This is a genomic window from Geomobilimonas luticola, from assembly GCF_018476905.1.
Classification (GTDB): domain Bacteria; phylum Desulfobacterota; class Desulfuromonadia; order Geobacterales; family Geobacteraceae; genus Geomobilimonas; species Geomobilimonas luticola.
The window spans coordinates 80,376-105,599 of the sequence record NZ_JAHCVK010000007.1 but is presented as its reverse complement, the minus strand read 5'-3'; the positions used below and the strand labels follow the sequence as shown (position 1 = coordinate 105,599).

At 56.4% G+C, this 25,224-nt stretch carries 23 protein-coding genes and 1 tRNA gene; 10 read left to right on the top strand and 14 right to left on the bottom strand.

The window, feature by feature from the left end:
• Positions 1 to 3 precede the first annotated feature (3 nt).
• The 8 genes from pyrE to KI810_RS13705 all read right to left on the bottom strand — a co-directional run bounded on the left by pyrE (position 4) and on the right by KI810_RS13705 (position 11,303).
• Complete coding sequence (gene pyrE / locus KI810_RS13740) at positions 4 to 552, bottom strand: orotate phosphoribosyltransferase (protein ID WP_214176133.1); 549 nt, start codon at positions 550 to 552, stop codon at positions 4 to 6.
• A 1-nt stretch (position 553) separates the two neighbouring features.
• Positions 554 to 1,966 (bottom strand): amidophosphoribosyltransferase, encoded by a 1,413-nt coding sequence (gene purF, locus KI810_RS13735; protein WP_214176132.1) that lies wholly within the window; start codon positions 1,964 to 1,966, stop codon positions 554 to 556.
• A gap of 74 nt (positions 1,967 to 2,040) precedes the next feature.
• A complete protein-coding gene (locus KI810_RS13730; RefSeq protein ID WP_214176131.1) occupies positions 2,041 to 2,868 on the bottom strand; it encodes a phosphoribosylformylglycinamidine synthase subunit PurQ in 828 nt (275 codons plus the stop codon).
• 40 nt (positions 2,869 to 2,908) lie between these two features.
• On the bottom strand, positions 2,909 to 5,899 hold the full coding sequence (locus tag KI810_RS13725) for a phosphoribosylformylglycinamidine synthase subunit PurS (protein WP_214176130.1): 2,991 nt from the start codon (positions 5,897 to 5,899) through the stop codon (positions 2,909 to 2,911).
• Positions 5,899 to 6,981 carry a mechanosensitive ion channel family protein gene (locus KI810_RS13720; protein ID WP_343213505.1) on the bottom strand — a complete coding sequence of 361 codons (1,083 nt, stop codon included), beginning with the start codon at positions 6,979 to 6,981 and terminating at the stop codon, positions 5,899 to 5,901. The genes KI810_RS13725 and KI810_RS13720 overlap by 1 nt, the downstream gene beginning before the upstream one ends.
• Complete coding sequence (purB, locus tag KI810_RS13715; protein ID WP_214176128.1) at positions 6,974 to 8,269, bottom strand: adenylosuccinate lyase; 1,296 nt, start codon at positions 8,267 to 8,269, stop codon at positions 6,974 to 6,976. Before purB ends, KI810_RS13720 begins: the two co-directional genes overlap by 8 nt.
• 31 nt (positions 8,270 to 8,300) lie before the next feature.
• Positions 8,301 to 9,071, bottom strand: coding sequence for an MBL fold metallo-hydrolase (locus KI810_RS13710; RefSeq protein WP_214176127.1), 771 nt, complete (start codon positions 9,069 to 9,071; stop codon positions 8,301 to 8,303).
• A gap of 159 nt (positions 9,072 to 9,230) precedes the next feature.
• Positions 9,231 to 11,303: an ATP-binding protein gene (locus KI810_RS13705; RefSeq protein WP_214176126.1), complete on the bottom strand. Its 2,073-nt coding sequence runs from the start codon at positions 11,301 to 11,303 to the stop codon at positions 9,231 to 9,233.
• Positions 11,304 to 11,553: 250 nt separating this feature from the next.
• On the opposite strand from KI810_RS13705, the gene gap reads away from it, so the two are divergent.
• The 7 genes from gap (at position 11,554) to KI810_RS13675 (ending at position 16,656) form a co-directional block, all read left to right on the top strand.
• Positions 11,554 to 12,552, top strand: coding sequence for a type I glyceraldehyde-3-phosphate dehydrogenase (gap, locus tag KI810_RS13700; protein WP_214176125.1), 999 nt, complete (start codon positions 11,554 to 11,556; stop codon positions 12,550 to 12,552).
• A 97-nt stretch (positions 12,553 to 12,649) separates the two neighbouring features.
• Entirely contained in the window at positions 12,650 to 13,849 is a 1,200-nt protein-coding gene (locus tag KI810_RS17365) for a phosphoglycerate kinase (protein WP_246525651.1), read from the top strand.
• 75 nt (positions 13,850 to 13,924) lie between these two features.
• Positions 13,925 to 14,680, top strand: coding sequence for a triose-phosphate isomerase (gene tpiA / locus KI810_RS17360; RefSeq protein WP_246525649.1), 756 nt, complete (start codon positions 13,925 to 13,927; stop codon positions 14,678 to 14,680).
• 71 nt (positions 14,681 to 14,751) lie between these two features.
• On the top strand, positions 14,752 to 15,153 hold the full coding sequence (secG, locus tag KI810_RS13690; protein WP_214176124.1) for a preprotein translocase subunit SecG: 402 nt from the start codon (positions 14,752 to 14,754) through the stop codon (positions 15,151 to 15,153).
• Positions 15,154 to 15,231: 78 nt separating this feature from the next.
• Positions 15,232 to 15,318: transfer RNA gene (locus tag KI810_RS13685), tRNA-Leu, on the top strand.
• A gap of 145 nt (positions 15,319 to 15,463) precedes the next feature.
• Positions 15,464 to 16,360, top strand: coding sequence for an exosortase/archaeosortase family protein (locus KI810_RS13680; RefSeq protein ID WP_214176123.1), 897 nt, complete (start codon positions 15,464 to 15,466; stop codon positions 16,358 to 16,360).
• Positions 16,361 to 16,404: 44 nt separating this feature from the next.
• On the top strand, positions 16,405 to 16,656 hold the full coding sequence (locus tag KI810_RS13675; RefSeq protein WP_214176122.1) for a PEP-CTERM sorting domain-containing protein: 252 nt from the start codon (positions 16,405 to 16,407) through the stop codon (positions 16,654 to 16,656).
• Positions 16,657 to 16,843: 187 nt separating this feature from the next.
• Here the strand turns inward: KI810_RS13675 and KI810_RS13670 are convergent, their stop codons facing one another.
• The 4 genes from KI810_RS13670 to KI810_RS13655 form a co-directional block, all read right to left on the bottom strand.
• Entirely contained in the window at positions 16,844 to 18,349 is a 1,506-nt protein-coding gene (locus tag KI810_RS13670; protein WP_214176121.1) for a TolC family protein, read from the bottom strand.
• Positions 18,346 to 18,927, bottom strand: a complete 582-nt coding sequence (locus KI810_RS13665; protein WP_214176120.1) for a TetR/AcrR family transcriptional regulator — start codon at positions 18,925 to 18,927, stop codon at positions 18,346 to 18,348. The genes KI810_RS13670 and KI810_RS13665 overlap by 4 nt, the downstream gene beginning before the upstream one ends.
• A 142-nt stretch (positions 18,928 to 19,069) precedes the next feature.
• Positions 19,070 to 19,333, bottom strand: coding sequence for a hypothetical protein (locus KI810_RS13660; RefSeq protein WP_214176119.1), 264 nt, complete (start codon positions 19,331 to 19,333; stop codon positions 19,070 to 19,072).
• Positions 19,334 to 19,350: 17 nt separating this feature from the next.
• A complete protein-coding gene (locus KI810_RS13655) occupies positions 19,351 to 20,295 on the bottom strand; it encodes a class 1 fructose-bisphosphatase (protein WP_214176118.1) in 945 nt (314 codons plus the stop codon).
• 191 nt (positions 20,296 to 20,486) lie between these two features.
• On the opposite strand from KI810_RS13655, the gene KI810_RS13650 reads away from it, so the two are divergent.
• Genes KI810_RS13650 through KI810_RS13640 form a run of 3 tightly spaced genes read left to right on the top strand, consistent with a single transcriptional unit; the run spans position 20,487 to position 22,849 of the window.
• Entirely contained in the window at positions 20,487 to 20,906 is a 420-nt protein-coding gene (locus KI810_RS13650; RefSeq protein WP_214176117.1) for a QcrA and Rieske domain-containing protein, read from the top strand.
• Positions 20,907 to 20,933: 27 nt separating this feature from the next.
• The gene (locus KI810_RS13645; RefSeq protein ID WP_214176116.1) at positions 20,934 to 22,037 is read left to right on the top strand and encodes a cytochrome b; all 1,104 of its coding nucleotides are present in this window, start codon (positions 20,934 to 20,936) and stop codon (positions 22,035 to 22,037) included.
• Positions 22,034 to 22,849, top strand: a complete 816-nt coding sequence (locus KI810_RS13640; RefSeq protein WP_246525647.1) for a cytochrome c3 family protein — start codon at positions 22,034 to 22,036, stop codon at positions 22,847 to 22,849. Before KI810_RS13645 ends, KI810_RS13640 begins: the two co-directional genes overlap by 4 nt.
• An 84-nt stretch (positions 22,850 to 22,933) precedes the next feature.
• Here the strand turns inward: KI810_RS13640 and KI810_RS13635 are convergent, their stop codons facing one another.
• Both KI810_RS13635 and KI810_RS13630 read right to left on the bottom strand, forming a co-directional pair.
• Positions 22,934 to 24,679, bottom strand: coding sequence for a CBS domain-containing protein (locus tag KI810_RS13635; RefSeq protein WP_214176115.1), 1,746 nt, complete (start codon positions 24,677 to 24,679; stop codon positions 22,934 to 22,936).
• 13 nt (positions 24,680 to 24,692) lie between these two features.
• Positions 24,693 to 25,193 (bottom strand): DUF3124 domain-containing protein, encoded by a 501-nt coding sequence (locus KI810_RS13630; protein ID WP_214176114.1) that lies wholly within the window; start codon positions 25,191 to 25,193, stop codon positions 24,693 to 24,695.
• Positions 25,194 to 25,224 lie beyond the last annotated feature (31 nt).

Sequence of the window (25,224 nt, the reverse complement as noted above, 5' to 3'; positions counted from 1 at the left end):
ATATTACGCAAGGACCTCGCTCTTGGTGAAGATCGCCTTGAGCCAGTACCCTTCCTTTTCGATGTTCTCCCGTCCACCCTCTTCCCGGTCCACCAGTGTAACGATACCGAGAACGGTAAGCCCTTCCTCTTCGGCCCTGCGCACAGCCTTCATGGAAGAACCGCCGGTGGTGACTACGTCTTCAACGATAACTACCTTCGTTCCCTTGGGAAGATTCTTGCGTCCTTCGAGCCACTGACCGGTACCGTGCCCCTTGGGCTCCTTGCGGATAATGAAGGCATGGAGCGGTTTCTTGTCCAGGAGCGCAGCGACAGAGGTGGCGGTAGCGATGGGGTCGGCCCCCATGGTGATGCCACCAACCGCCTGGACGCCGTCGACATCCTTTATCGCCTCGTAGAACAGCCTGCCGACCAGAAACCCCCCTTCGGCGTGGAGGGTGGTCTGCTTGCCGTCGAAGTAGAAATCGGACTCGCGGCCCGATGCCAGTGTCACCTTCCGCTTCTCGTAGGACAGTTCCTTGATGATGCTCTTGAGTTTTTCCCGTTCCGTCATCTCATGACTCCTTTTCGAATAGCCCCAGTTGCGGCTCGGGCCGCAGTTGCGGGAATTTTATGGGATAATCGCCGGTGAAACAGGCACGGCAGTAGCTGGTGTTCTCCGTTCCGACCGCCTGGGTCAGCCCCTCCGGTGTCAGATACCCGAGGGAATCGGCGGTGATGTATCGCCGGATTTCGTCAACGGTATGGGACGAGGAGATCAGTTCCTTCCGGTTTGGTGTGTCGATACCGTAGTAGCAGGGATAACTGGTGGGAGGCGAGGATATCAGGACGTGCACTTCGCTGGCCCCTGCATTGCGGACCATCTTGACGATCTTGCGCGACGTGGTGCCGCGCACGATGGAATCGTCAATGACAATCACCCGTTTCCCCTTGATGAGTTCCCGTACCGGGTTGAGCTTTATTTTGACGCCGAAATGGCGGATTGCCTGCTGGGGCTCGATGAACGTGCGCCCCACGTAATGGTTACGGATAAGCCCGAGCTCGAAGGGGATTCCCGACTCTTCGGCGTATCCCATGGCAGCCGGCACACCGGAATCGGGAACCGGGATGACCATGTCCGCCTCTATGCGGAACTCCCGTGCCAGCTGACGGCCCAGTTCCTTGCGCACCAGATAGACATTCTTGCCGAAAATGGTGGAATCGGGGCGGGCAAAGTAAACGAATTCGAAGATACAGGGAGCGGGGGCAACCTTTTTGAAGGGGAAATGGGATGTCATGCCATTCTTCGTAATCTCGACGATTTCTCCCGGCTCTATCTCCCGGATGAATTCCGCTTCGATCAGGTCGAGGGCGCAGCTTTCGGAGGCGACCACGTAGGCATTTCCCAGTTTACCCAGACAGAGGGGACGGTAGCCATGGGGATCACGGACAGCGATCATGCGCGTTTCCGTCTGGAAGAGGAGACAGTAGGCTCCCCTTATCCGCTGCAGAGCGTCGGCAATCCGCTCCAGAAGCGAACTGGTCTTGGAGGTTGCAAGGAGGTGGACAATGATCTCCGTATCCATGGTGGTCTGGAAGATCGACCCCCACGCCTCCAGTTCGTCCTTTATGATCTGCGCGTTGACAATGTTGCCGTTGTGGGCAACGGCAATGGAACCCCGGGAATAATCGACCATGATCGGCTGAACGTTCTTGATCACCGAAGAACCGGTTGTGGAGTACCGGACATGACCGATCGCCCCCTCACCGGGGAGCTGCTTGAATATCTCCTGGTTGCCGAACACGTCGGCAACCAGCCCCATCCCCTTGTGGGCATGGAGACTGGCTCCATCGGACGAAACGATGCCGCAGGACTCCTGGCCGCGGTGCTGGAGCGCATAAAGCCCGAGGTACGTCAGGTTGGCCGCTTCAGGATGGCCGAAGATTCCGAAAATTCCACATTCCTCTTCGGGACAGTACAGTTTCATTGCTCACTCCGTTTGTTCAGGGAAACAATCAGACTCATCCTACAGTGACAGACGAGCTTCTCGAAAAACTCAGGCTACACCAGCTTGCTGCGCACGTACTCCGCCGCGTTCCGGAACAGTATCAGACCGTCCCCTTCTTCGGGAAGTTCTTCCCTGGTCCAGCGAGGGTGGTTGGTCCGGTGCACGAACGCCTCGGGATGAGGCATGAGCCCCATGAGGAGTCCGCTTTCGTCGCAGATGGCGGCAATGGCGTGCTCGGAACCGTTGGGATTCTCCGGGAACGCCATGGTCGGCTCTTCGTAGTCCGGACCGGAATACCTGAGGACCGCCAGATTGTTCGCCTCGATGCGGTCCATGATCTCTGACGATGCCGCGACGAATTTTCCTTCGCCGTGGCGGATCGGAAGATATATGCCGCGGTCTATGCCGCGGGTGAAGATGCTCGGGGATGCAGGGTTGTTCTTCAGGTAGACCCAGCGGTCCTGAAACCGGCCGCAGTCATTGAAGGTGAGTGTCGCCACCTGCTGCAGGAGGTTGCCGTCGAATGCGGGGAGGAGCCCCATTTTCACCATGAGCTGGAAGCCGTTGCAGACGCCGAGGATCGGTTTACCTGCCTGTATGAAGCGGAGCAGCTGATCGATGAGGTGCTCGCTCAGGTCGTCCACCCGTGCGTACTTGAAGCGGTTGGCTTGAGCCTTGGCGCTCCCCAGGTCGTCACCGTCGAGGAACCCGCCGGTCAGATTGAGAAAATGGAAGTCGTCCAGCCGCAGGTCGCCGGAAAGAAGATCAGATATGTGGGCGATGACCGCCTCATCGAATCCCCCGAGACGGCAGGCGTGGGCCGCTTCCACCTCGCAGTTGGTCCCGTTGCCGGTTATGACTATCGCTCTCGTCTTTACCATGAAATACCCCACACGTTTAATCCTTGAATAAAAAGGATTGTTACAGGTCCTTAAGCGTCCTTTGCCAGGCTTCCTTGAGCTCCGCAAGACCCGCCCTTACCACGGTCCCGCCGTCGATGCCGGTTATGGTCAGAACCGGCTCGGCTGTCACGACACCGATGGAGGCAAAGCAGTTCCCCCCCATGGCCGCCTCGAATGCCCCACGATTCTCGGGACGTACGGTGACCAGGTGACGGGAGGCCGATTCGGCAAAGAGGAGTGTCACGTCGTTTCGCTCCCCGTCGTCACCCGTCCAGAGAACCCTGGTGAGGTCGAGATTCATGCCGCAGGCGCCGGCAAAGGCGGATTCCGCGGCAGCTACCGCCAGTCCGCCGTCGGAAAGGTCATGACAGGACGCCACGAGACCAGCCATGACCGCTTCATGGTAGGCACGGTAGCGTTTATAGGCCTTTGCCGTATCCACCTGTGGCACCCGGTTGCCGACGAACCCCTTGAGGGCCAGATATTCCGATGCCCCCAGTTCGTTCCCCGTCTTGCCGAGCAGGTAAACGATGTCGCCGGGGCGCTTTACGTCCATGGTGACAGCCTTGCGGGCATCCTCGATCCGGCCGATTACCGAAAAGAGAAGCGTGGGGGGGATGGATATCTTTACCGACCCGTCGTAGAAGTCGTTCTTCATGGAATCCTTGCCGGAAATGAGCGGCAGGTTATAGGCCATGCAGACGTCGTAGAGCGCCTGGTTTGACCGTACCAGCTGTGCCATCTTGTAATCCCCGTCGGGCGTCTTCTCCGACAGGACGGGATCGCACCAGCAGAAGTTGTCGAGACCGGCCACCAGGTCAAGAGAGCCCCCCACCGCCACATAATTGCGCAGGGCCTCGTCGACGGCGTTGGCGGTCATGTGATAGGTGTCTATATCGCTGTAGCGGGGGCATATCCCGTGAGCGACCACAACCCCTTCGAAGGAATCGAGAACCGGCCGGACCACAGCGGCATCGGAAGGGCCATCATTGGCTGCGCCGGTGAACGGCTTGACCACGCTCCCCCCCTGGACTTCATGGTCGTAGCGACGCACCACCGACTCCTTGGAGCAGACGTTGAGAGAGGCGAGAAGCTGCTTGAGGTCGGCGGTGTAATCATTTTGAATCACGACGCGCGGCTCTTCGTGCCGTGGCGGAACCCATTTGGCGGGAAGCTGCATGGGGGGAAGCCCCTCGTGCATGAAAGCGACCGGCAGGTAGGCTACGGTCCGCTCGCCATGCAGGATGTGGAAATACCCCGAGTCGGTGAATTCGCCAAGCACCGACACCTCCACGCCGAACCGTCTGGCCATCTCTGTGAACTCGTCGATCTTGGCCGGCGGCACGGCGAGACTCATCCGTTCCTGGGCTTCGGAGATGAGAATCTCCCAAGGATTGAGACCGGCATACTTGAGGGGAGCCTTGGCTAGATCCATTCTGCAGCCGCCGCACTCACCGGACATCTCTCCGATGGACGAGGAAAGCCCCCCCGCCCCGTTGTCGGTGATGAAGTTGTACAACCCCTTGTCCCGCGCCCGGATGAGGAAGTCGAACATCCGCTTCTGGGTTATGGGGTCGCCGATCTGCACGGCGGATACGGGCGAGTTTTCGTTCAGTTCCTCGGAGGAAAAGGTGGCACCATGGATGCCGTCCTTGCCGATCCTCCCCCCTGCCATGACGATCAGGTCCCCCGGCTCGATATGTTTCTCGTGACTCGGCTTGCCGTTGATGGTGGCCGGCATGATACCGGCCGTCCCGCAGAAGACGAGGGGTTTGCCGGCAAAACGCCCGTCGAAGACCAGCGAACCGTTGACCGTCGGAATGCCGCTCTTGTTGCCGCCGTGCTCCACACCTTCCACAACCCCTTCGTAAATGCGCCGGGGATGCAGCAGGCGGGACGGCAGCGGCTTGTCGTAGAACGGGTCGGCAAAACAAAATACATCGGTGTTGAAAATGAGCTTCGCCCCCTGCCCGGTACCGAACGGGTCACGGTTGACGCCGACGATCCCGGTTAGCGCCCCGCCGTAGGGATCCAGGGCCGATGGCGAGTTGTGGGTCTCCACCTTGAACACCAGCGACCAGTCGTCATTGAACCGAATGACCCCCGCGTTGTCCTTGAATACCGACAGGCAGAAATCCCTGTCTCCCAGCTTCTCCCGCACATCCTTCGTTGTCCGCTGGATGAACGACTTGAAGAGGGACTTGATCTCCTGGCGGTTTCCCTCTTCATCCTCGTACTGCACCGTACCGGCGAATATCTTGTGTTTGCAGTGCTCCGACCATGTCTGGGCAAGTGCCTCCAGTTCCACATCGGTCGGTCGCGGACCGAGGCCCATCTTCTGCCGCGCCGCCAGAACCTGCACATCACGGAAATGGGCCTGGATGATCTGCATCTCTTCCAGGGTCAGGGCAAGGACGCCGTCCTTGCTGATACGCATGAGTTCCTGGTCGGTGACCTCGAGATTGATCTCCCTGACCTCGGTCTTTATTTCCCCCAGTACTTTCGGGACAAAAACGGGCACTCCCCTTTGGGCTGCGAACGTCGCCGCATCGAGAATGGTATAGCGCTGGATGAGGGTATTACAGAGGAGCCCCGTGGTGATACGCTCCACGTCGGCATGGGTAATCTTTCCGCTCAGGAGGTACTGTACCGAGGTGTAGACCCCCTCACCCGGCTGGAATGGCCTCCCCGTCAGGTATTCCACCGCTTCCCGTGCGGTTCGTCCCACATTATCGGTGACGCCGGGTCGCAAACCGACCTCCACCAGGTAATCAAAGTCCCTGGCTGCGGGAGTGTCGAGATGCCACTCCTGGATCACCTGGTCGCAGAAAGGGCCGGCGGCGGCCTGTTGCAGTTCGGCATCGCTCAGCGCGGCATCCACCGTATACACGTCAATGGTACGCACCCGCTCAACCGGCAGGTGGAGAAAATGCTCGATCTCCCGCTTGATCCGTTCACCACGGGGGTCGCGAACCTGCACCCTGAGGGCGATTTCAATTCGTCTGGTCATTATTCTCCCTTTTCCATATGGACCGTCCGCGTCGGAAACGGTATGACGATCCCCCTGTCGCGGAAACGTTGCAGTATGAGCGAGTTGATTTTGTCGGAAGTGGCAAAGAGCTTACCGTAATCGTCGACCCAGAAAAAGAGCGCCATGTTGAGGGCACTGTCTCCGAAGGAAACGAAAAATGCCTCCGGGGCCGGGTCACGGAGGACGTCCTGAATCTCAAGGGCTATTTCAACCAGAAGCTGCTTTACCAGCTCCACATCACTGCCGTAGGAGACGCCGAGCGACACTCGCCCCTTGGCGCGGATGTCGGGAAATGCCTGGTTGAGTAGAATAGTGTTGCAGAGGTCCGAGTTGGGGATGATGAGCAGCGTATTGTCGAGGGTCCGGATCTTGGTGCTCCGCAGGCCGATATCCGCAACATCGCCCATCTGGCCACCGGAGAGCTGGATACGGTCCCCTATCCGGAACGGGCGGTCGATCATCAGGGTAAACCCGGAAATCACGTGGGCAAGCGTGTCCTTGGCCGCCATCCCGATGGCCAGCGAACCGATGCCGAGTGCGGTCACCAGGGAGAGGACGTCGTAATTGAAGTGCTTGAGGGTTATGATGAGGGCCGTGCCGACGAGAAATATGACCAGTATTTTTTCAGCAAGGGGGATAAGCTGCCGATCCAGCCCCTCTCTCCCCTTTTCGGCGAGGGTGGTGGCATACCAGTTCATTATTTCGTCGATAACACGATAGGCAATATTGGTGAAAATGATTACATTGACGACGAATATGGCACCGGAGGCAATCATCTGCACCTTTGCCGGGAGTTGCAAATAGCGTACGGCATAATAGGCGCCGGTACAGACCACGAAGAGTGTCAGTGGCGGACTGACCCGTTCCAGAATCCGGTCGTCCAGATCGGTATTGGTCGCAGCCGTCAGCCGTGGCAGCACCGATGCCAGAATAAAACGGACCAGGCAGGACAGGCCGTAGAACAGCGTGAAGATGACGACGGCCACGAGGAGTTCCTTGAGCCAGTACAGGTACAGGCCGTCGGTCTCCTGCAGTCGATAGAAATCGAGAATTCTATTCACCAAACACCCTCGTGAAAATGGTATCCACATGCTTGAGATGGTAACTCAGATCGAAGGAGTCGCGGATGTCCGACTCGGAGAGAAATCCCCGTACGTCCGGATCGTTGAGAAGCTCTTCCTGGAGGTCCTTCTTCTGTTCCCAGACTTTCATGGCGTTGCGCTGGACCAGTTCATAGGCCCGCTCACGCGAGGCCCCGGCTGTCGCCAGCTTGAGAAGGACGCGCTGGGAATTGAAAAGTCCCCCCATGAGATTGAGGTTCTTCATCATGTTGTCAGGATAGACCACCAGGTTGCCGATGAGGCCGATGGTGCGGTTGAGCATGAAATCCATGAGGATGGTTGCATCGGGTCCGATAATCCGTTCCACCGACGAATGGGAGATGTCGCGCTCGTGCCAGAGAGGAACGTTCTCGAAGGCGGATACCGCATAGCCGCGGATGAGGCGGGCCAGACCGGTCAGATTTTCGGATAGGACCGGGTTACGCTTGTGGGGCATGGCGGATGAGCCCTTTTGCCCCTTGCTGAAAAACTCCTCCGCCTCCAGAACCTCGGTTCGCTGCAGGTGGCGGATCTCTACGGCGAATTTCTCGATGGAGGAAGCGATGATCGCCAGGGTGGAGAAGAACTCGGCGTGGCGGTCACGCTGAATCACCTGGGTCGAACAGGGAGCCGGCTTGAGTCCTGCCCGGGCACAGACATATTCCTCAACACGGGGGTCGATATTGGCGAAGGTACCGACCGCTCCGGAAATCTTGCCATAGGAGATTGTCTCCCTCGCAGCCTCCATCCGCCGGAGGTTGCGCCGCATTTCATCGTACCAGAGGGCCATCTTGATGCCGAAGGTGACCGGTTCGGCATGGATGCCGTGGGAACGGCCGATCATCGGGGTGTTCCGGTGCTCGTAGGCGCGCTTCTTGATGGTTTCCATGAGGCGGCGTATGTCGTCGATGATAAGGTCGCTCGCCTCCTGGAGAAGCATGGCAAAAGAGGTATCGAGCACGTCCGAGGAGGTAAGGCCGAGGTGGACGAAGCGGGAATCGTCGCCGATATAGTCGGCAACCGAGGTAAGGAAGGCGATGACATCGTGCTTGACCGTTTTTTCGATCTCGTCGATACGGGGCACATCGAATCGCGCCTTGGCCTTGATCCTCTCTACCGCGTCTGCCGGAATGTTCCCCAGTTGGACATGGGCCTCGCAGGCATAAATCTCGACATCCAGCCATTTCTGGTAGCGGTTCTGGGCTTCCCAGATGCGGGTCATTTCGGGACGGCTGTAACGTTCTATCACGGGTGCTCTCCTTTATGCGGGTAAAATATGACTATGCCGCCCAGATGTCGCTGGGACGGTGCTGCTCCCCCACGACGATCCGGGGTGCGCAGAGATTCTGCGAGTCGATCAGCCTTGTCGCAACGTCAAGCGCCACGGACGGATCGTTATTGACTTCGGAAAGATGGGCGAGAAACACCGCTTCCAGCCGGGAATGAAGCAGATCCGCGAGAAGTTCGGACGAATCGTTGTTGGAAAGGTGCCCGTGGCGTGACTTGATACGCTGCTTGAGATGCCACGGATAGGGACCGTTGAGGAGCATCTCTTCGTCGTGATTCGATTCGACGACCAGCGCCCGGCACCCCTGTAGTTTGTCTTTTACGAGGCGTGTCGCAATGCCCAGATCGGTTGCCACCCCCACCCTTCCAGCCGCAGCTTCGATGAGAAATCCGACCGGGTCGCAGGCGTCATGGGTAATGGGAAACGGATCAATGAGGATATCCCTGAAGGTAAATTGATAACCCGCTTCGAATTCGATGACTTCGGTTTTACGTAACGATGTATGGATTTCCCGGCAGGTTGGGTAACTGACTAACAGGGGGATTTTCAGTTTGCGTGCGAGAGTGCCGGCGCCTCTGACATGGTCCGTGTGCTCGTGACTGACGAGAACGGCATCGAGTTCGCAACCCTCGACCCCTATTGCTGCAAGCCGATTCAAGGTTTCGGTGGCGGAGAGCCCGCAATCAACAAGCAGCTTGCTGGCGCCGGCAGCGATAAAAATGGCATTTCCCTTACTGCCACTGGCAAGCAGGCAAACCTGCACGACCCCTCCGATGAACTGACGACCAGACCGCTTGCATAAATCCCGCTCTAGCCGCTAACGACGCTGAGTTAGCAGCACTGGGGCCACCGATGTGAACTTAATGAGCCAGCCCATTTTTATACAGGAAAGCGAGGGGAGATTCAAGGCTAATCTTGGGAATCAGCGGAGAAGATTCAGGTAGTCGAGAGTGGCATCGCCAACGACCGGATTGAGGGGAAGAAGTATGTGGAACGAAGAACCGGGGAAGGACGTAGGGTTGCAACCAGAGGATTCGACCCATATCTCGCCGCCGTGCATCTCTACGATTCCCTTGGCTATGGCAAGACCGAGTCCGGCACCCTTGGACTTGAAGGCAACTTTGCCCGTACTGTGCTCTTCGATGTTCCCGACTTCGTAGAACTTGTCGAAAATACGCAACTGGTCATCCCGGTCGATACCGATGCCCGTATCCTCGATGATGATTTCCACATAGAGGTGGCGCTCCTTGCCAATATTGACCACGGGAGCCTGTCCCTCGGCGGAGGCCGACTGCTTGCTCCTCAGCAGAAACTTGGCGCTGGTGGAAATGATCACCTTACCCCCATCGGGAGTGAACTTGATGGCATTCCCCAGAACATTGGAGAGCAGCTGCATGAGGCGAAGCCCGTCCCCTTTGATGGTCGGTATCGATTCGTCAAAGTTCACTACCAGCTCCTGCTTGCGCATGGAGAAGAAAAAACGCATTTCATTGAGGGACGCTTCCACCAGACGGTTCACATTGACGTCTTCAAGCTTCAACTGGAGACGCCGTTCGTCGATGAGAGATACGTCAACCATGTCCTTGATGATATTGTCGAGACGAGTGGCGGCATTGGCAATATTGCCGACCATTTCGATCACGGTCTTGTCAGCCTTGTCAACCATGTCGGTCATTATCAGTTCGGAATAGCCCATAATGACCGTAAGGGGTGTTTTCAGCTCGTGGGAAGCAAGGCCAAGGAATGAGTCTTTCATTTTGTTGAGCTTGGCCAGGTCTGCGGCGCTCTTTTCCAGATTCTGCATGGTTTCCCGTTCCCTGGTCACATCGCGGAAGGTGGCCTGGACAAGTTGCTCCCCTCCGCTTTTGACACTGCTTACGTGGATCCTGCCAACGACCTGGTACCCTTCTTTCCTGACCAGATTCACTTCCACATCCATCGGCCTGCCACTGAGAGAATCCTTGAAGAGCCTGTGCACCCGGGGAATGTCGCCGATACCGATGAGGAGGAAGAATTTGGTCAACGGGAGCCCCTCGAGTTCCTGGGACGAATAGCCGAAGAATTCCTCCGCCATTTTGTTGACTATCTTGACCGATTCATCACCGCCAACGACAACGATTGCATCTCCCGAATCTTCCATCAGGGATTTGTAGAGTTCCTCCGAGCGCTCCAGTTCAAGGCTGAGACTTTCCAGCCTGAGATAGGACGTGTGCAGTTTATTGTGGGTGCTCTCAAGCTCCAGGTAGCCTTTCTGTATTTCTTCTTCACGGTTTTTGAGAGACTCGGCCATGGAATTGACATTTTTCGCCAATTCATTGAATTCATAGATGGGGATTTCGTTAACACGGGTGCTCAGGTCACCGTCGGAGATCTTCTTCACACCGGAAAGGAGCGTTGAAATCGGCTGCATAATGCTCCGTTTGACGAAAAGAACAACCAGTGAAAAGGAGAGAAGAAAAAATATGAGAAAAATGAAGAGGGAGCGAAGTATGCTGGCACTGACCCTGTCCGATACCACGCTTTGCTTGAATCCCACGTGCACCTGGGCCACGGGCTTGCCATCGGGAGTGTTGATATGGGTTACCGTATCGAAATAATACGCGTTCTGACCGATGACATTGACTTGCCTGCCATCTTTGGAAACAAAATAATTGTGAATAAGGTTGAGACGGAGGGACTTGAACGCCGGGTCACTGAGGAAAAGAGGGGTTGCATCCATATCGGTAATGATGCAGTAGGCTATCTCGGTGTTATCCTGCACATACTCCTGGCACTTTTCGGATATGCCGACCATGTCCTTGATATCGAGACCAAGCCCCAGAACCTTTTCCACATTGCCCTTGAGAGAATTGCCAATGGTCGCACTTCTGAGCACGAGGGAATTCACGTAATCACGCCGCGCCCCGGCTATCCCCATGCCCGACTCGGCAAGGATTGTCAGGAACAGAATGATGAAGGAAAACAGGATGATACGTTTTTCGAGGGAATTCTTCATGTATGAAAAGACTGGCTCCGCATCTAGACTGAAAGAGAATCTTAACATAAATTTTTTGCCAAATGGCAACTAAATTTGCCCAACTATCCATAATGACGAAAAATATATGGGCATTTAACCAATTTTTCACCGTGCCTTAAAAAATCTTGACCTAGAAAGACCAATTTGTTTATTATGCCTTGGTTATGCGTACCTGATTGTTTTAGTTGGCATTATGTTTCAGTGCAAATACTAACAGAAGGAGGCAGTAATGGCTTTGAAAGTAGCGATCAACGGTTTCGGCAGGATTGGGAGGATGGTGTTCCGCGCAGCACTCAAGGAAAAGAGCATCGAGATCGTCGCCATAAACGATCTGACCGATGCAAAAACCCTTGCCCACCTGCTGAAGTATGACTCTGTCCACGGCATCCTGAATGCCAAGGTCGAAGCCAAAGGCGATGAACTGGTGATCAACGGCAAGCCGATCAAGATACTCGCGGTCAGGAACCCGGAAGAACTCCCTTGGAAAAAGATGAAGGTTGACGTAGTCCTCGAATCCACGGGGCTATTCACTGCCCGAGAGAAGGCCGAACTTCACCTCAAGGCAGGTGCCAAGAAAGTCATCATCTCTGCCCCCGCCACCGGCGAGGACATCACCGTCGTCATGGGGGTAAACCACAACCTCTACGATCCCAAGAAGCACAACATCATATCCAATGCCTCCTGCACCACCAACTGCCTTGCTCCCGTAGCCAAGGTCCTCCATGAAACTTTCGGTATCGAAAAAGGTCTGGTGACCACGGTTCACTCCTACACCAACGACCAGAACATACTCGATCTTCCCCACAAGGACCTGCGCCGTGCACGGGCAGCCGCCATGTCCATGATCCCCACCACAACCGGTGCCGCCAAGGCGGTATCCCTGGTGCTTCCCGAATTGAAAGGGAAACTGGACGGCATGGCAATTCGCGTCCCGACCCCCAATGTTTCTGTTGTGGACCTGGTCGTCACTCTGAAGAAAAAGACCGATGTGGAAAAAGTGAACGCGGCTTTGAAAAAGGCTTCCAAGGGTGCTCTCAAGGGAATCCTAGGATTTGAGGAAGCACCGCTCGTTTCTATCGATTTCAACGGCAATTCCCTCTCCTCCATCGTCGATGCCAGCTGCACCAAGGTTCTCGACGGCAACATGGTCAAGGTCCTCTCCTGGTACGACAACGAGGCCGGCTTCTCTCAGCGGGTCGTTGATCTTCTTAAACTCATAAACGGTTAGCATTGCCGAGCAAAGACGGGGGGAGCTAACAGCTCCCCCCTTTCTTTTTGTCCGCTACCATCGATGTACTCTATCCCACACATTCCAGGAGGGACTTATGTCAATACGCTATCTCGATGAAATTGAAAATCTCGCGGGGAAAAAAGTGTTCATGCGAGTGGACTTCAACGTCCCCCTCGACGAACATCAGAACATCACGGAGGACACCCGTATACGGGCAGTTCTCCCTTCTATCAATTACGCACTTGACGCCAACGCTAAGGTCATTCTCGCTTCCCACCTCGGCCGCCCCAAAGGGGAACGCAAAGCCAAGTATTCTATGGCCCCCACGGCCAAGCGCCTATCCAGGCTTCTCGACAAAGAGGTGAAGCTCGCTTCCGACTGCATCGGCGATGAGGTCAAGACGATGATCGATGCCATGCAACCGGGTGATGTCCTCATGCTGGAGAACGTGCGCTTCTACGAAGGGGAAGAGAAAAATGACGCGGATTTTGCCCGCGCCCTTGCCAACGGCTGCGAAATTTACGTTAACGACGCTTTTGCCGTCTCCCACCGCGCCCATGCATCTGTTGAAGCGATCACCCGCTTCTTTCCGGTAGTAGCGGCCGGCTTTCTCATGAAGAACGAGATGAACTACTTCGACAAGGCGATGAAGAACCCGATTCGCCCTCTCGTCGCCATCCTCGGCGGGGCGAAGGTGTCCGGCAAGCTGGAAGTGCTGGAAAACCTGCTCGGGAAGGTCGACAAAATCATCATTGGCGGCGGCATGGCTTTTACCTTTCTCAAAGCCCTCGGCTACAACGTAGGGAAGTCACTGGTGGAAGAGGAACTCCTCGAAACGGCCACCCGTGTCCTCGCCAAGGCCCGTGAATCCGGGACCAAATTCTACCTTCCCGTTGACTGCGTGGCTGCCGACCAGTTCAAGCCCGAAGCGGAGACCAAGGTCACACCGGTCCAGGAAATTCCCGAGGGATGGATGGGGCTCGATATCGGCCCGGCCACGGTAACTCTTTTCACCGAAGCCCTGCAGAATGCCAAGACCATCATCTGGAATGGCCCCATGGGGGTCTTTGAAATGGACGCATTCTCCCGCGGCACGTTTGCCATGGTCTCCGCAGTGGCAAATGCCTATGCCCTCACAATCGTCGGCGGCGGCGATACGGACTCGGCCGTGCATCGCGCCGGCGAATATGCCAAGATCAGCTACATTTCCACAGGGGGTGGCGCCTTCCTGGAATTGCTGGAAGGGAAAAAACTTCCGGGGATCAAAGTGCTGGAAGAAAACGGCCACAAATAGATTGAACTGTTGCGGGAAGCGAGCGACTCAGCTCCTTCTTTTTCCGTGCCATACGACTCACTAACGGGAGGAACCATGAGAAAACCTGTGATTGCGGGTAACTGGAAGCTCTATAAAACCACGCCGGAAGCCCTTGAACTGGTCAACGGTCTCAAGCCGCTGGTGGTAAATAATAGCCGTGTGGAAATTGTCGTTGCGCCGGTTTTCACCGTGCTCGCGAGCGTCAAACAAGCCATTGCAGGCTCCCCGGTCAGCCTTGCCGCCCAGAACTGCTACTGGGAAGAGGAAGGCGCCTTTACCGGCGAAGTCTCTCCCAAGATGCTGGTCGATGCCGGTTGCACCCATGTCATTATCGGCCATTCCGAACGACGGCAGTATTTCGGTGAAACCGATGCTACCGTCAATAAAAAAATAAAAGCGTCCCTTAACGCGGGACTGACTGTCCTCTTCTGTATCGGTGAAACCTTGGCTGAACGTGAAGCGGAGCAGACGCTCGACGTCCTGAAAACACAACTATGCGGCGGTCTTGAAGGATTGAGTGGCGAACAGCTCGCCAAGGTCGTCATTGCCTACGAACCGGTCTGGGCAATAGGTACCGGCAAAACCGCCACAAACGATCAGGCCCAGGATGCGCATTCGTTCATCCGAGGCGTTGTGGGAGGGCTTTATGGGACTGCAGTGTCTGACGCCATGAGGATCCTGTATGGCGGCAGCGTCAAGCCGGACAACATCAAGGGGCTCATGGCCCAGCCCGATATCGACGGTGCCCTGGTCGGCGGTGCGAGCCTTAATGCCGAGTCGTTTGCCGCCATTGTCAACCATCAGGCCTAAAATTAGCTTTTAATTTAGGATGTACTATGATAGAAAGAAAAGTCGCACATCAATCGTAAGGGAAAGAGCATATGACCATTTTTCTTGTTATCATTCACATCACTGTCTGCATCGCCTTGATCGCCGTCGTCCTTCTCCAGTCCGGCAAGGGTGCTGAGATGGGTGCATCGTTCGGTGCCAGCGGAAGCCAATCGGTTTTCGGCGCCGGTGGTGGCAGCACTTTCATGAGCAAGATGACAACCGGTGCTGCAATTATTTTTATGCTCACCTCGCTTGTACTGGCATATCGTGGCGGTCATACCGGCAGTTCTTCCATCATGTCCTCGAAAGCTGCCCAGAAAGCTGCTCCACAGGCTCCTGCCGCACCTGCACAGACTCCTCAGCAGACAAAACAACCGTCTGCCCCCCCTGCACCCCAGGGTACACCGCAGAATCCCCAAGGGACTGTGGCGCCGCAGGCACCCAATAAGTAATTTACACTTGACAGCAGTCGCATCTTAATGGTATTAAAAACAACTCTTGGCGGTATTGTGAATCAAAAAAATTTGTTTGCGGTAGTGGCGGAATTGGTAGACGCACCAGCTTGAGGGGCTGGCGGGGGTTACCCCGTGATGGTTCGAGTCCATTCTACCGCACCAATAAAAAAGAAGGGGTTACGGAAAACCGTAACCCCTTCTTTTTTTCTAGTTTTGTAGCCATCTCTATCGGTTGACCATCGGAAATCAGGTGATACAATGTTTTAGAAAGCGTTAATCTGGGCCCAGCCATGCAGGGGTTAATCTCATGCATACACGAAATGTAGTTTTTACAATCTATAGCATTGCGGTTTTTCTGCTTTTTTATGCCGCGTTAAAAGCTCTTCTGGGCACCCCCCTGAGGGCAGAGTACTATTCCCACATTGCATGCATTCCGTTTATAAGCGCCTATCTGGTCTACGCAAAAAGAAAAACTCAACCTTTATCGCGGGACTATTCGCTCGTGGCAGGTGCCATAATTATCATGGCAGGCATCCTTATTCACGCTATCCGTATTCATTATTCTCCCCATCTCACCACAAACAACGCACTTTCACTGGCTTCGCTATCGGCTATTACATGCTGGATCGGGGGATTTGCTCTCTTTTTCGGCTTCAACTCTATTCGACACGCAGCAGCACCTCTGCTATTTTTCCTCCTTATGATCCCGGTGCCGTCACCGGCAATGGACAAGGCCGTTTACCTGCTACAAGCTGGTTCCTGCGAGACGGTCGAGGGTATCTTCAAACTCATCGGCGTTCCCCATATACGGGATGGATTCGTTTTCCACTTGCCGACATTGAGTGTCGAGGTAGCACAACAGTGTAGCGGCATTCGTTCCACCCTCGCCCTTCTCGTTACCACTGCTCTGGCAGCGTATCTTTTTCTCGACAAATCCTGGCAGCGTATCATTCTTGTGCTCTCCGTCGTGCCTATCAGCATAATAAAAAATGGCCTGCGTATTTCTGTTCTCTCTGTTATGGGAGTATATCTGGACAAAAGCATACTTGTCGATGGATGGCTGCACAGAAGCGGAGGGATTGTCTTCTTTGCAACGGCTCTTCTTCTTATGTCAGTTGTGTTATGGCTGCTGAGGAAAACGGAAAAAGCACGTTTATCACAAGGGGGTGAGAATACATACAAAATACTAAGAAAATGCGCCTAGGGCTTACCAACCACTATCGTACTATGAGGACAGGAGGTGTAGTCATGAGAAAATTATTGAATGCTTGTCTGACGGGTGGCGTATTCATGATGGTTATGGGAGGAGGGTTTGTGCCATTGTTGAACATTGACACAACGATGGAGGCTTATGCCATGGGACGTCTTCCTCCAGGGAATAACAATATCGGAAGGAACAGTGGCGGCGGATACCAGGTGCCCGAGCCCGCTACTCTTTCACTTTTGGGGCTTGGTATTGCTGGTGCCGGTATATTCTACGCTCTTAAAAGACGAAAATAGTAGTTTTGATCAACATGAATAAGAACACGAAAAGGCCGGAGTTGCCGGCCTTTTCGTGTTCTTTGCTTGAATTATTGCCTATCAGCCAAACTGCAATTACCTGTCAAACCACAGGCATGATCGTCCTGAAACAGTAGATTTCCATTCACCATAACCATTAACCTCTCAGTTTGTACTCGAGGCGTTCCTATCGCGCGCTATCGTACAACCCGTTGGCATGATTGTCGGTCACGATAATACCTTCCCGCTCAAGCAGTTCGCCGGTCGCCTTCCAGTACTGATTCATGGCGATGTTATAGTCGGCCAGCGCCCTGTTGTGGTTGCTGCGAGCCGTTGCCAGCGTCGTCTCCACATCGAGAACATCCTTGATGGTAGCGAGCCCCACCTCGTTCCGGCGGATATAGGCTCGCAGGTTCTCTTCGGCGTAGGCCTGGGCACGCTCGGTGACCTCGATCTGCTTATGGGTGGATGCCAGGGCGCGAATCGCTGCTCGCACTTCGTTGGTTATGGACTCCTGCTGGCTCTGGAGCTGGGCTTCGCCTTGGTTTACCCTGAGCCTGCTTTTTATGTAAGCATTCTCGGCTGCGGTATTTCCCAGGGGATAATCGAACTGGAGCGAAACACTCCAGGCAGGATAGTCGCCACTTGACAGCCTGTCCATGTCTCTGCCGTAACCGCTCCCCAGTCCATTGAGACCGGCACTCGCGGCCAGATTAAGGTTGGGCAGGGTGTTGTTCCTTGCCACCCGCGCCTGGATTTCGCTGGTCTTAATCCCGGTTCGCGCCTCCTTGAGTTCGGGACGATTGGCCAGGGCCTTTTGGACCGCATCGCTCTCGCTAATGGCGATCTGCCCGCTGACCGGTCTGTCCGTGGGTTGAATGACGGTAGTGACATTCAGCTGAAGAAGGAGACGGAGCACATCCGATTCGTCCTGTACCGCCCGCTCGGCGTCATTCAGATCCTTCTCCCGGGAGGCAACGCCAAACTCGGCATTGAGGACCTCCATGGCCGGCAGAACCCCGGCCTTGACCCGTGCCTTGGTGTCGGACAGGAGTCTCTGGGCATCCTTGAGGGAAACTCTCTTGGATTCAAGATTCTCGTAGTCGTAGTAAAGCCTGTAATACTCGGTTATTACCTGAAGGACCGTTGCAAGTACCTGGCTCTGGTAGCGGTACACCGACCCTTCCTTCGTCCCCAGGGCAACGGCAATGCCGACCTCGGTCGCTTCCCGGCCGAAGTTCCTGAGGAGCGGTTGGGTGGCATTCAGGGTAAGCGCCGACTGCCAGTAACTGTTTCTGGTAAACGAAGACTGACTGTTCGTATTCGAGTAATAATTGCTGAAGGTCAGCCCCAGGGTGGCGCCGGTGGGAAACAGCTGACTTATTCCCGGATCGACGGTAAATGTCCGCTGGTGGAGTTTGTCGATGCTTCCCGTTGTAACCGTACTGACCGGAATGGTGCGCTCGTCGGTGTACCCCGTGGTAAGGAGAATGTGGGGATCGTAGATGCCCCTGTTGAACCGCACGTCCGCCTCGTTCATGGCCGGCGTGTAAAGCTGGGCCCGCAGGTCGAGGTTCCGCTCTACCGCCAGACGCAGCGCCTCCTTCAGTCCCAACGGGTATGGCGTCTCGTCGGCCCCGGCAACCCCGCACATGAATGCCAGGCAGAGTACGGTCACGATATATTTATTCACGGCGTATCCCTCCTCAATAATCCGTTCAGCAACAGTTCAACTCCCGCTTCGGGAGAGTAGAGCGCTTCTTCGCCCATCATCATGGTGACGATGAAACCCCGCATGCTGCAGAAGATGAGCTTCGCCGCTTCACCGGGATCGCAGTCGCAAAATATGCCGGTCGCGACCCCCTTTCTGACGATATCCTCGATCAGGGAGCGTCGCTTTCTCAGGAACTGCTGCTTCATTTCGAGACCACGGGCAAAACCGAGATCGCGACCCTGCAATAATACCATTTCCTTGTGCTCCCGGGCATAAACAATCCCGGTGGTGATGAACGCAGCAAGAGCCTCCGCCGGTTCCACGATGTTTTCCAACGCATCGGTAGTCCGGGCATCAAGCTCATTCATCCAGCTTTCAAGCAGGGTCAGGTAGAGCTCGTCCTTGCATTTGAAGTACAGATAGACGCAACCGACACTTACCGCTGCACCCTGGGCAATGAGCCGCATGTTGGCACCAGTGTAGCCATGCTCGGCAAACACCTTCTGGCTTGCCGACAGGATGCGCTGGCGCGTAGATTCTCTTGAACGCTCGTTCATGTGAACGATTGTTCAGTCAATCGGTTTCGATGTCAAGCTCTTTTCCCTCTCCCCTTCTAACAAAAAAATGGCTACCCTCCAAGGGGTGCCATTTTTTTGTTACGATCCGACCGCTGGAAGTGCCGGGAACCGTTCCGTCCCCTTATTCTTCATCCTCTTCGCCATATTCGTCCACACCATAGGCTTCGTCGTACCCAAGATCGTCAGCCCCTTCCACCTCGTCCAGCTCGTCCGCCATAAACTGCTCGGGAGAACGGTCGTCCTCCTCCCGTATCGCTTCGAATTTGGCGAGGATGTCGCCTTTGGTGCAATAGCGGCCATCCTTGTGGGCACATACATCCCTGTCGCACAGGTCGAAGAGCTGAATTTCGCTGCAGAGCCGCTGCGGAGCCTGTTCCTTTTCCATGGGTCACCTCCCTGCAATCAATTGCCGTTGGCGTATTCCATAGCCTTGCTCACATCTTCTGAACAGCCGATGTAGATCGGAGCGCGCTGGTCGAGGCTTTCCGGCTTGATGTCGAGAATCGCCCGCTTGCCGTCACTGGCCGCGCCACCGGCATTCTCCACCAGGTACGCCATGGGATTGAGCTCGAACAGCAGGCGCAGCTTGCCATTGGGGGAACCATTGAGGGCGGGATACATGAAAATCCCCTTCCCTTTCAGCAATACCTGGTTGATGTCCGGAACAAATCCTCCGGAATAGCGGAGCTTTGCCCCCTTCGCTTCCAGGTAGCGAATGAACTTTTCGTTCCCCTCGCTGTACTTGTTCCGCAATCCGCCGGGAGAATAGATGTTCCCTTCCGGCTGCATCCTGATATTTTCCCGGGTCAGGGTGAATTCCATCAGGTGGTTCATAGTAAATTCGTGAACACCATCCCCTACCGAGTATACCATGGAAACCCGCGGTCCATAGAGGATGTACATGGCGGCCACCTGCTTGCGTCCTTCCTGCAGCAGGTCGCAACCTGCATAGATACCGACGATGGTCCCGACCGCAAGGTTGACGTCCACCAGGGAGGATCCGTCCAGGGGATCATAGGCCACGGAATACATGCCGTCGGAATCGGTCGTCACTTCGTAGATCTCGTCCATCTCCTCGGAGGCGATCTTGCAGACCACGCCGGAGTGGATCAGCCGCTTGCGCATGATCCGGTCCGACAGAACGTCGAGGGCCAGTTGTTCCTCACCGTAGAGGTTCGACGTACCCGCCACCCCCAGGTCACCGGTCCGGACAGCGTTGATGACGTACTTGCTCGCCTCGGCTATCTCGCAGATGAGATGGACGAGATTGTCCTCTATGTTCTTTGCGCGCAGATGGCGCCTGAGATCGGTCTGAAACTTGGTCTTGCCCGGTTCGCTGTACGGCATTCGTAATCCCTCCCCGATAAAATTATAGTGACCGTAAAATTAAAGTAAATGGCCGGCCAACGCAAGCAAAAACTGCCGCAAATACGGCGTCTGACTTGACTTCATGGACCCGCATGATATTCAATAACAGGACGGCAGTTGTCGATCGCCATTCTGCCGCACTTGTCAGGTCAATCAGCAGAGGAGCAGACATGGATGCACGCAGCAGAAGGAAATTTCTCGGCCTGTGCCTGGGGGGCCTGCTTGCAGGCGCAGGCGGGGCTGTTCTCTACCCTCTCATCCGGTATCTGGCACCTCGCAGGGATGGCAGTGCCCGGCGCACCGTAACCTTCCCCGCTGCCGAAGTTCCCGAAGGAGCGGCCAAGTTCTTTGAATACAACGGCAAGACCGCCGTGGTAATCCGGCAGAAGAACGGCGCGCTGGTCGCACTTTCCGCAGTCTGCACCCATCTCGGCTGCGTGGTGCAGTGGCAGAAGGAAAAAGAAGAGTTTCTCTGCCCCTGCCACGCCGGCAGGTTCAGCGCCGCCGGCCAGGTCTTGGGAGGCCCCCCTCCCAAACCCCTCGAAACGATTCCCGTCACCGCTGCCAACGGCACCATCACCGTCGGCTGAATTCAAAGTCATTAACGCGGAGGATGCATGAATCTCGCGAAACGCATCTATACCTGGGTCGACGTCCGTATCGGCGCCGGGGCACTGGTGGAAAAGGAGCTGACCGGCTACCTCCTCCCCACCAACATCAACGTCTGGTACTCCATGGGGAGCATCCTCCTCTTCATCTTCGCCATGCAGGTGGTGACCGGGATGCTCCTGCTCATCTACTACGTCCCCGACGCCGACAAGGCGTTCAAGAGCGTCACCTTCATCATGAACGAGGTGCCGTTCGGCTGGCTGATCCGGATGTGCCACGCTGTTGGCTCCAACATGATGGTCCTCATCCTCCTCTTCCACATGCTGTCGGTCCTCTTCATGGGGAGCTACAAAAGTCCGCGTGAGATGAACTGGCTTTCAGGCTTCATCCTCCTCAACCTGGTCATGGGGATATCCCTCACCGGCTACCTCCTCCCCTGGAGCCAGCTCTCCTTCTGGGCAACCACCGTGGCGACCAACAGCGTGGGGGCCGTACCGGTGGTCGGGCCGTACCTGGTGGAATTCCTGCGGGGGGGGAAACTTGTCGGACCGCCGACCCTGGGGCGCTTTTTCGCCCTCCACGTGGCGGTCATCCCCATTACCATCGCGGCCCTCGTCGGCGCGCATATCTTCTTCCTCCAGCGCACCGGCGTCTCCACGCCGCCATTCGGCCTGCAGGAGACCACCAACAGGTGGCTTGGGGATCGCTACCGCTACGAAAGCCATCCGGGAGGGATTCCGTTCTTCCCCCATTACGCGCTCCAGGACCTGACCTCCATCGCTGTCTACTGCGCCCTCTTTCTCGGCGTAGTGTTCTTTGATCCGTACATATTCTTCCCCGCCACCGCCTTCGTGCCGGCCGATCCCTTCCAGACCCCGGCCCACATCAAGCCGGAGTGGTACTTCCTCCCCAATTACCAGACCCTGAAACTCTTCCCGAGCGAATTTCTCGGCATTGCAGTCCAGGGGGCAGCCATGACCTTTCTGGCCCTTCTCCCCTTCATCGACCGGGGACAGGAAAAGCATCCCCTGAAGCGTCCTCTCTTCCTAGCCTGCGCCATCGGCGGCATCGTGCTCTATATCGCTCTTATGATCTGGGGGCACTACTCATGAACCGTACTTCCCCGAAGGTGGGCAACGTCCCCCCTCCCCTCCGTTTCGCCCTGGTCCTTTGCTTCATGCTTGCCTTCCCCCTGCCGGGGGGAGCCCAGGAAACCGTCTGTCTGCAGTGCCACTCAGCCCAGACCGGCCCCGGAAGCAAGGCAGTGAAGCCTTGGCAGGCCAGCATCCATGCCGAGAATGGCATCTCCTGCCACGACTGCCATGGCGGCGACCCGAAGGATGCCGCCAACGCCATGAGTCCTGCCCGGGGATTCCTCGGCGTGCCGAAAGAGACCGACGTCCCCGCCTTCTGCGGCCGTTGTCACGTCGGCATCCGTGACGACTACCTGCAGAGCGCCCACGGACGAGCTCTGGGCAAAGGGGGTCCGACCTGCGTCACCTGCCATGGTGCCCATGACATCAAAAAAGTCACCCTGGACCTGATCAACGAAAAGAGCTGCAGTCGCTGCCACCCCTACGAACGGGCGGCGAACATCAAGGCTGCCATGGAAAAGACCGAACGGCTGATCGTGGCGATCGAGGAGCGGCTCGCCCGGTTCAAAGGGGAAGGAGTGGATACGGAAGCGACGGACAAGAGTCTGTTCGCCCTTCGGAACACGTACCACCGCCTGTTCCATGAAGTCAACACGGCCCGGGTGACGAACGAGTCGGCGAAGCTCCAGGGGGAACTGGGGAAATTGGACCAGACACTGCAAAAGATCGACGAGCAGCGCGCCAAACGGAAAATCGCCGGCGCCTTCGTTGTCGCCGCCGCCCTTGTGGCGGCTCTTCTCTTCCATCTGCTGCGCAAAACCTGCGACTGACGCAGGTAGCAGCACGAAACCGGGGTCGGACGGCACTGCCGGCGACCCCGGTTCGTTCACCGCAGGAATCCCTTCGCGTCCGCGCTATTTCTTCCGCACCATCATGTACCTCTGGTAGTTGTTCCGCCCCTGCTCCTTGACCCGGTACAGGGCGATATCCGCGTTCTTCATCAAGGTTTCTTCGTCTTCGCCGTCGTCGGGGAAATCGGCGATCCCCACGCTTGCGGTCACCTTGAGCGTATGACCGTCGCAGACGAACGGCTTGCGGAACGCCTTGACGATCTTAGCGGCAATCACGTCCGCGCTGGCTGCCGAAGCGATGGCCGGCAGCAGGAGCACGAACTCGTCTCCCCCCATCCTCGACACCGTATCACTCTTGCGCAGGATGTTCTGCAGCCGGCCGCTCACCGCCTTGAGCAGCATGTCCCCCGTCCCGTGCCCCAATGTGTCGTTGATATCCTTGAAGCGATCCAGGTCGAGAATCATCAGCGCGCCCCGGGTACCGTTGCGTTTCGAACCGGTCAGTGCCTGGGAGAGGCGGTCGTTGAGGAGGACCCGGTTGGGAAGGCCGGTCAGGGCGTCGTGGTAGGCCAGATGGTGTATGGTCTTCTCCTGTTCCCGCTTCTCCGTCACATCCCGGAGCATGAGCACGAATCCGACCAGCTTCTTCTGCTTGTCCAGGATACTGGAGAGGCTGCCGTCGTAGTAGCGGGAGTGGCCATTCCGGTTCATTTCCATGGGGAAGAGATGCTTCCCCTTCTTCCGTATGATCTCCTGGGCCTTGAACAGGCGGTTCGGGGCGACCCCCTCCAGTTCGTGGAGTTCCATGGCGGTCCGGCCGATGGCGTGGCTGGCGCTGCAGTTGAACACCTTTTCCGCCACCGGGTTGAAGTACTTGATCCTGAACTCGCTGTCCGTGGCGACAATCGCCATGTCGATGGACGAGCTGAGGATGTTGTCCAGGTAGATGGTCTTGTCCAGGAGATCCCGGGCAGTCTGCTGGAAAATGTCCTCCTTCTCCCGGATGATCTCCTTCAGGGATTCGACGTATTTCCCTTCCAGCCCCTTGATGATATCGGACTGGGTGATGATCCCTTCGATCCTCCCCGCGGGGTCGAGCACCAGTATCCGGCGGAACCGGTTCTGTTTCATGACCGTTGCGGCCTTGTGGACTGTCGTTCCGATCGGGACGGACATCACCGGGCTGTTCATGACCATGCCGACCGGGGTGGTATCCAGTGCCACGCCATCGGCAACCAGCCTGACCATATCCCGCTCCGTCACGATACCGACCGGGGAATTATCATCGACCACCACCACGCAGCTGATTCCCGGCCCCGCCATCCGCTCCAGGATGTGGGCCAGGGTCACCTCTCGACTGACGGTTACCACCTTCCGCGTCATCACCTGCTCGACCTTCCGCATCTCCATGAAGTACTCGAGCCCCAGGATATTGATCAGGTCCGACTGGCTCATCACCCCCAGCAGTCTCCCCCCGTGGTCCACCACCACGTGGTGGCGGATTTTGTTGGAGAGCATGAGGTTGTATGCCTCGTACACATTCAGGTTCCCATGGATGGTTACCACCGGGCTGGTCATGAGGTCGCCGATCGGCTGGCTGCCGATACGTACCCGCCGGTTGGCCACCCGCACCAGGTCCCGTTCCGTAAAGATGCCGAGCGGCCTTTTCCTGGCCGCCACGACGAGGCAGCTGATGCGCGAGCTCGCCATGATGGTGACGGCCTCGACAAGCGGTGTGTCGGGGGGGACGGTGATGACGTCGCGGGAGACTATCTGGCTGATCTTCGTCTTATGAAGCGCAATGGACATTCGTATCGATCCTTTACCTGACGGTTTCCCTGATTTCCTGGGCGGGGCTCACGAAGGAAATCCCCTGCCCCGATTTCATGCCGATCATAACGCATTCCACGATGGGGACGTTCACCTCGCGGCTCGCCGACCAGCGCACGATGAAATTCGCGCCGGTGCCGCCGACGGTATCATCCTCGGGTAGGTAAATGGACGTGGACTCCAGCGGAGCGAGGGTAACGGGCTGCTGGTAGTAGCGTCGCACCAGCTTCCCCTTGGTGTCGTAATAGTCGGCTGACTGAAGGGTGATGGAGTTGGACATATCCGTATTCCGGATACTCAGCATCGTCGCCAGGTTGAACGGGATTTTTCGGGGGGCGCTGAAGATGTTGGAGTAGACCGGCACATAGAGGGTCTGCCCCTTGGCAAGTCGGTATTCCGAGGCGGCGGAGGACGGTCGGGACCACGAAAAGCCGAGCGAAAGACAGAAAAGTGCCGCAACGAGTATTTTTCCAGAAAGGTGACGGGATATCATGAATTCCTCCTTTAAAAAGCTTACAGGGAGC

Bases quoted from the DNA above. Each gene is read 5' to 3' on its own strand.
- tpiA (WP_246525649.1), top strand. From the start codon at position 13,925: ATGAGAAAACCTGTGATTGCGGGTAACTGGAAGCTCTATAAAACCACG.
- secG (WP_214176124.1), top strand. From the start codon at position 14,752: ATGACCATTTTTCTTGTTATCATTCACATCACTGTCTGCATCGCCTTG.
- gap (WP_214176125.1), top strand. From the start codon at position 11,554: ATGGCTTTGAAAGTAGCGATCAACGGTTTCGGCAGGATTGGGAGGATG.
- KI810_RS13705 (WP_214176126.1), bottom strand. From the start codon at position 11,303: ATGAAGAATTCCCTCGAAAAACGTATCATCCTGTTTTCCTTCATCATT.
- KI810_RS13660 (WP_214176119.1), bottom strand. From the start codon at position 19,333: ATGGAAAAGGAACAGGCTCCGCAGCGGCTCTGCAGCGAAATTCAGCTC.
- KI810_RS13630 (WP_214176114.1), bottom strand. From the start codon at position 25,193: ATGATATCCCGTCACCTTTCTGGAAAAATACTCGTTGCGGCACTTTTC.
- purF (WP_214176132.1), bottom strand. From the start codon at position 1,966: ATGAAACTGTACTGTCCCGAAGAGGAATGTGGAATTTTCGGAATCTTC.
- KI810_RS13665 (WP_214176120.1), bottom strand. From the start codon at position 18,927: ATGAACGAGCGTTCAAGAGAATCTACGCGCCAGCGCATCCTGTCGGCA.
- KI810_RS13640 (WP_246525647.1), top strand. From the start codon at position 22,034: ATGAACCGTACTTCCCCGAAGGTGGGCAACGTCCCCCCTCCCCTCCGT.
- KI810_RS13655 (WP_214176118.1), bottom strand. From the start codon at position 20,295: ATGCCGTACAGCGAACCGGGCAAGACCAAGTTTCAGACCGATCTCAGG.
- KI810_RS13650 (WP_214176117.1), top strand. From the start codon at position 20,487: ATGGATGCACGCAGCAGAAGGAAATTTCTCGGCCTGTGCCTGGGGGGC.
- KI810_RS13645 (WP_214176116.1), top strand. From the start codon at position 20,934: ATGAATCTCGCGAAACGCATCTATACCTGGGTCGACGTCCGTATCGGC.
- KI810_RS13635 (WP_214176115.1), bottom strand. From the start codon at position 24,679: ATGTCCATTGCGCTTCATAAGACGAAGATCAGCCAGATAGTCTCCCGC.
- KI810_RS13730 (WP_214176131.1), bottom strand. From the start codon at position 2,868: ATGGTAAAGACGAGAGCGATAGTCATAACCGGCAACGGGACCAACTGC.
- KI810_RS13725 (WP_214176130.1), bottom strand. From the start codon at position 5,899: ATGACCAGACGAATTGAAATCGCCCTCAGGGTGCAGGTTCGCGACCCC.
- KI810_RS13680 (WP_214176123.1), top strand. From the start codon at position 15,464: ATGCATACACGAAATGTAGTTTTTACAATCTATAGCATTGCGGTTTTT.
- pyrE (WP_214176133.1), bottom strand. From the start codon at position 552: ATGACGGAACGGGAAAAACTCAAGAGCATCATCAAGGAACTGTCCTAC.
- KI810_RS13675 (WP_214176122.1), top strand. From the start codon at position 16,405: ATGAGAAAATTATTGAATGCTTGTCTGACGGGTGGCGTATTCATGATG.
- KI810_RS17365 (WP_246525651.1), top strand. From the start codon at position 12,650: ATGTCAATACGCTATCTCGATGAAATTGAAAATCTCGCGGGGAAAAAA.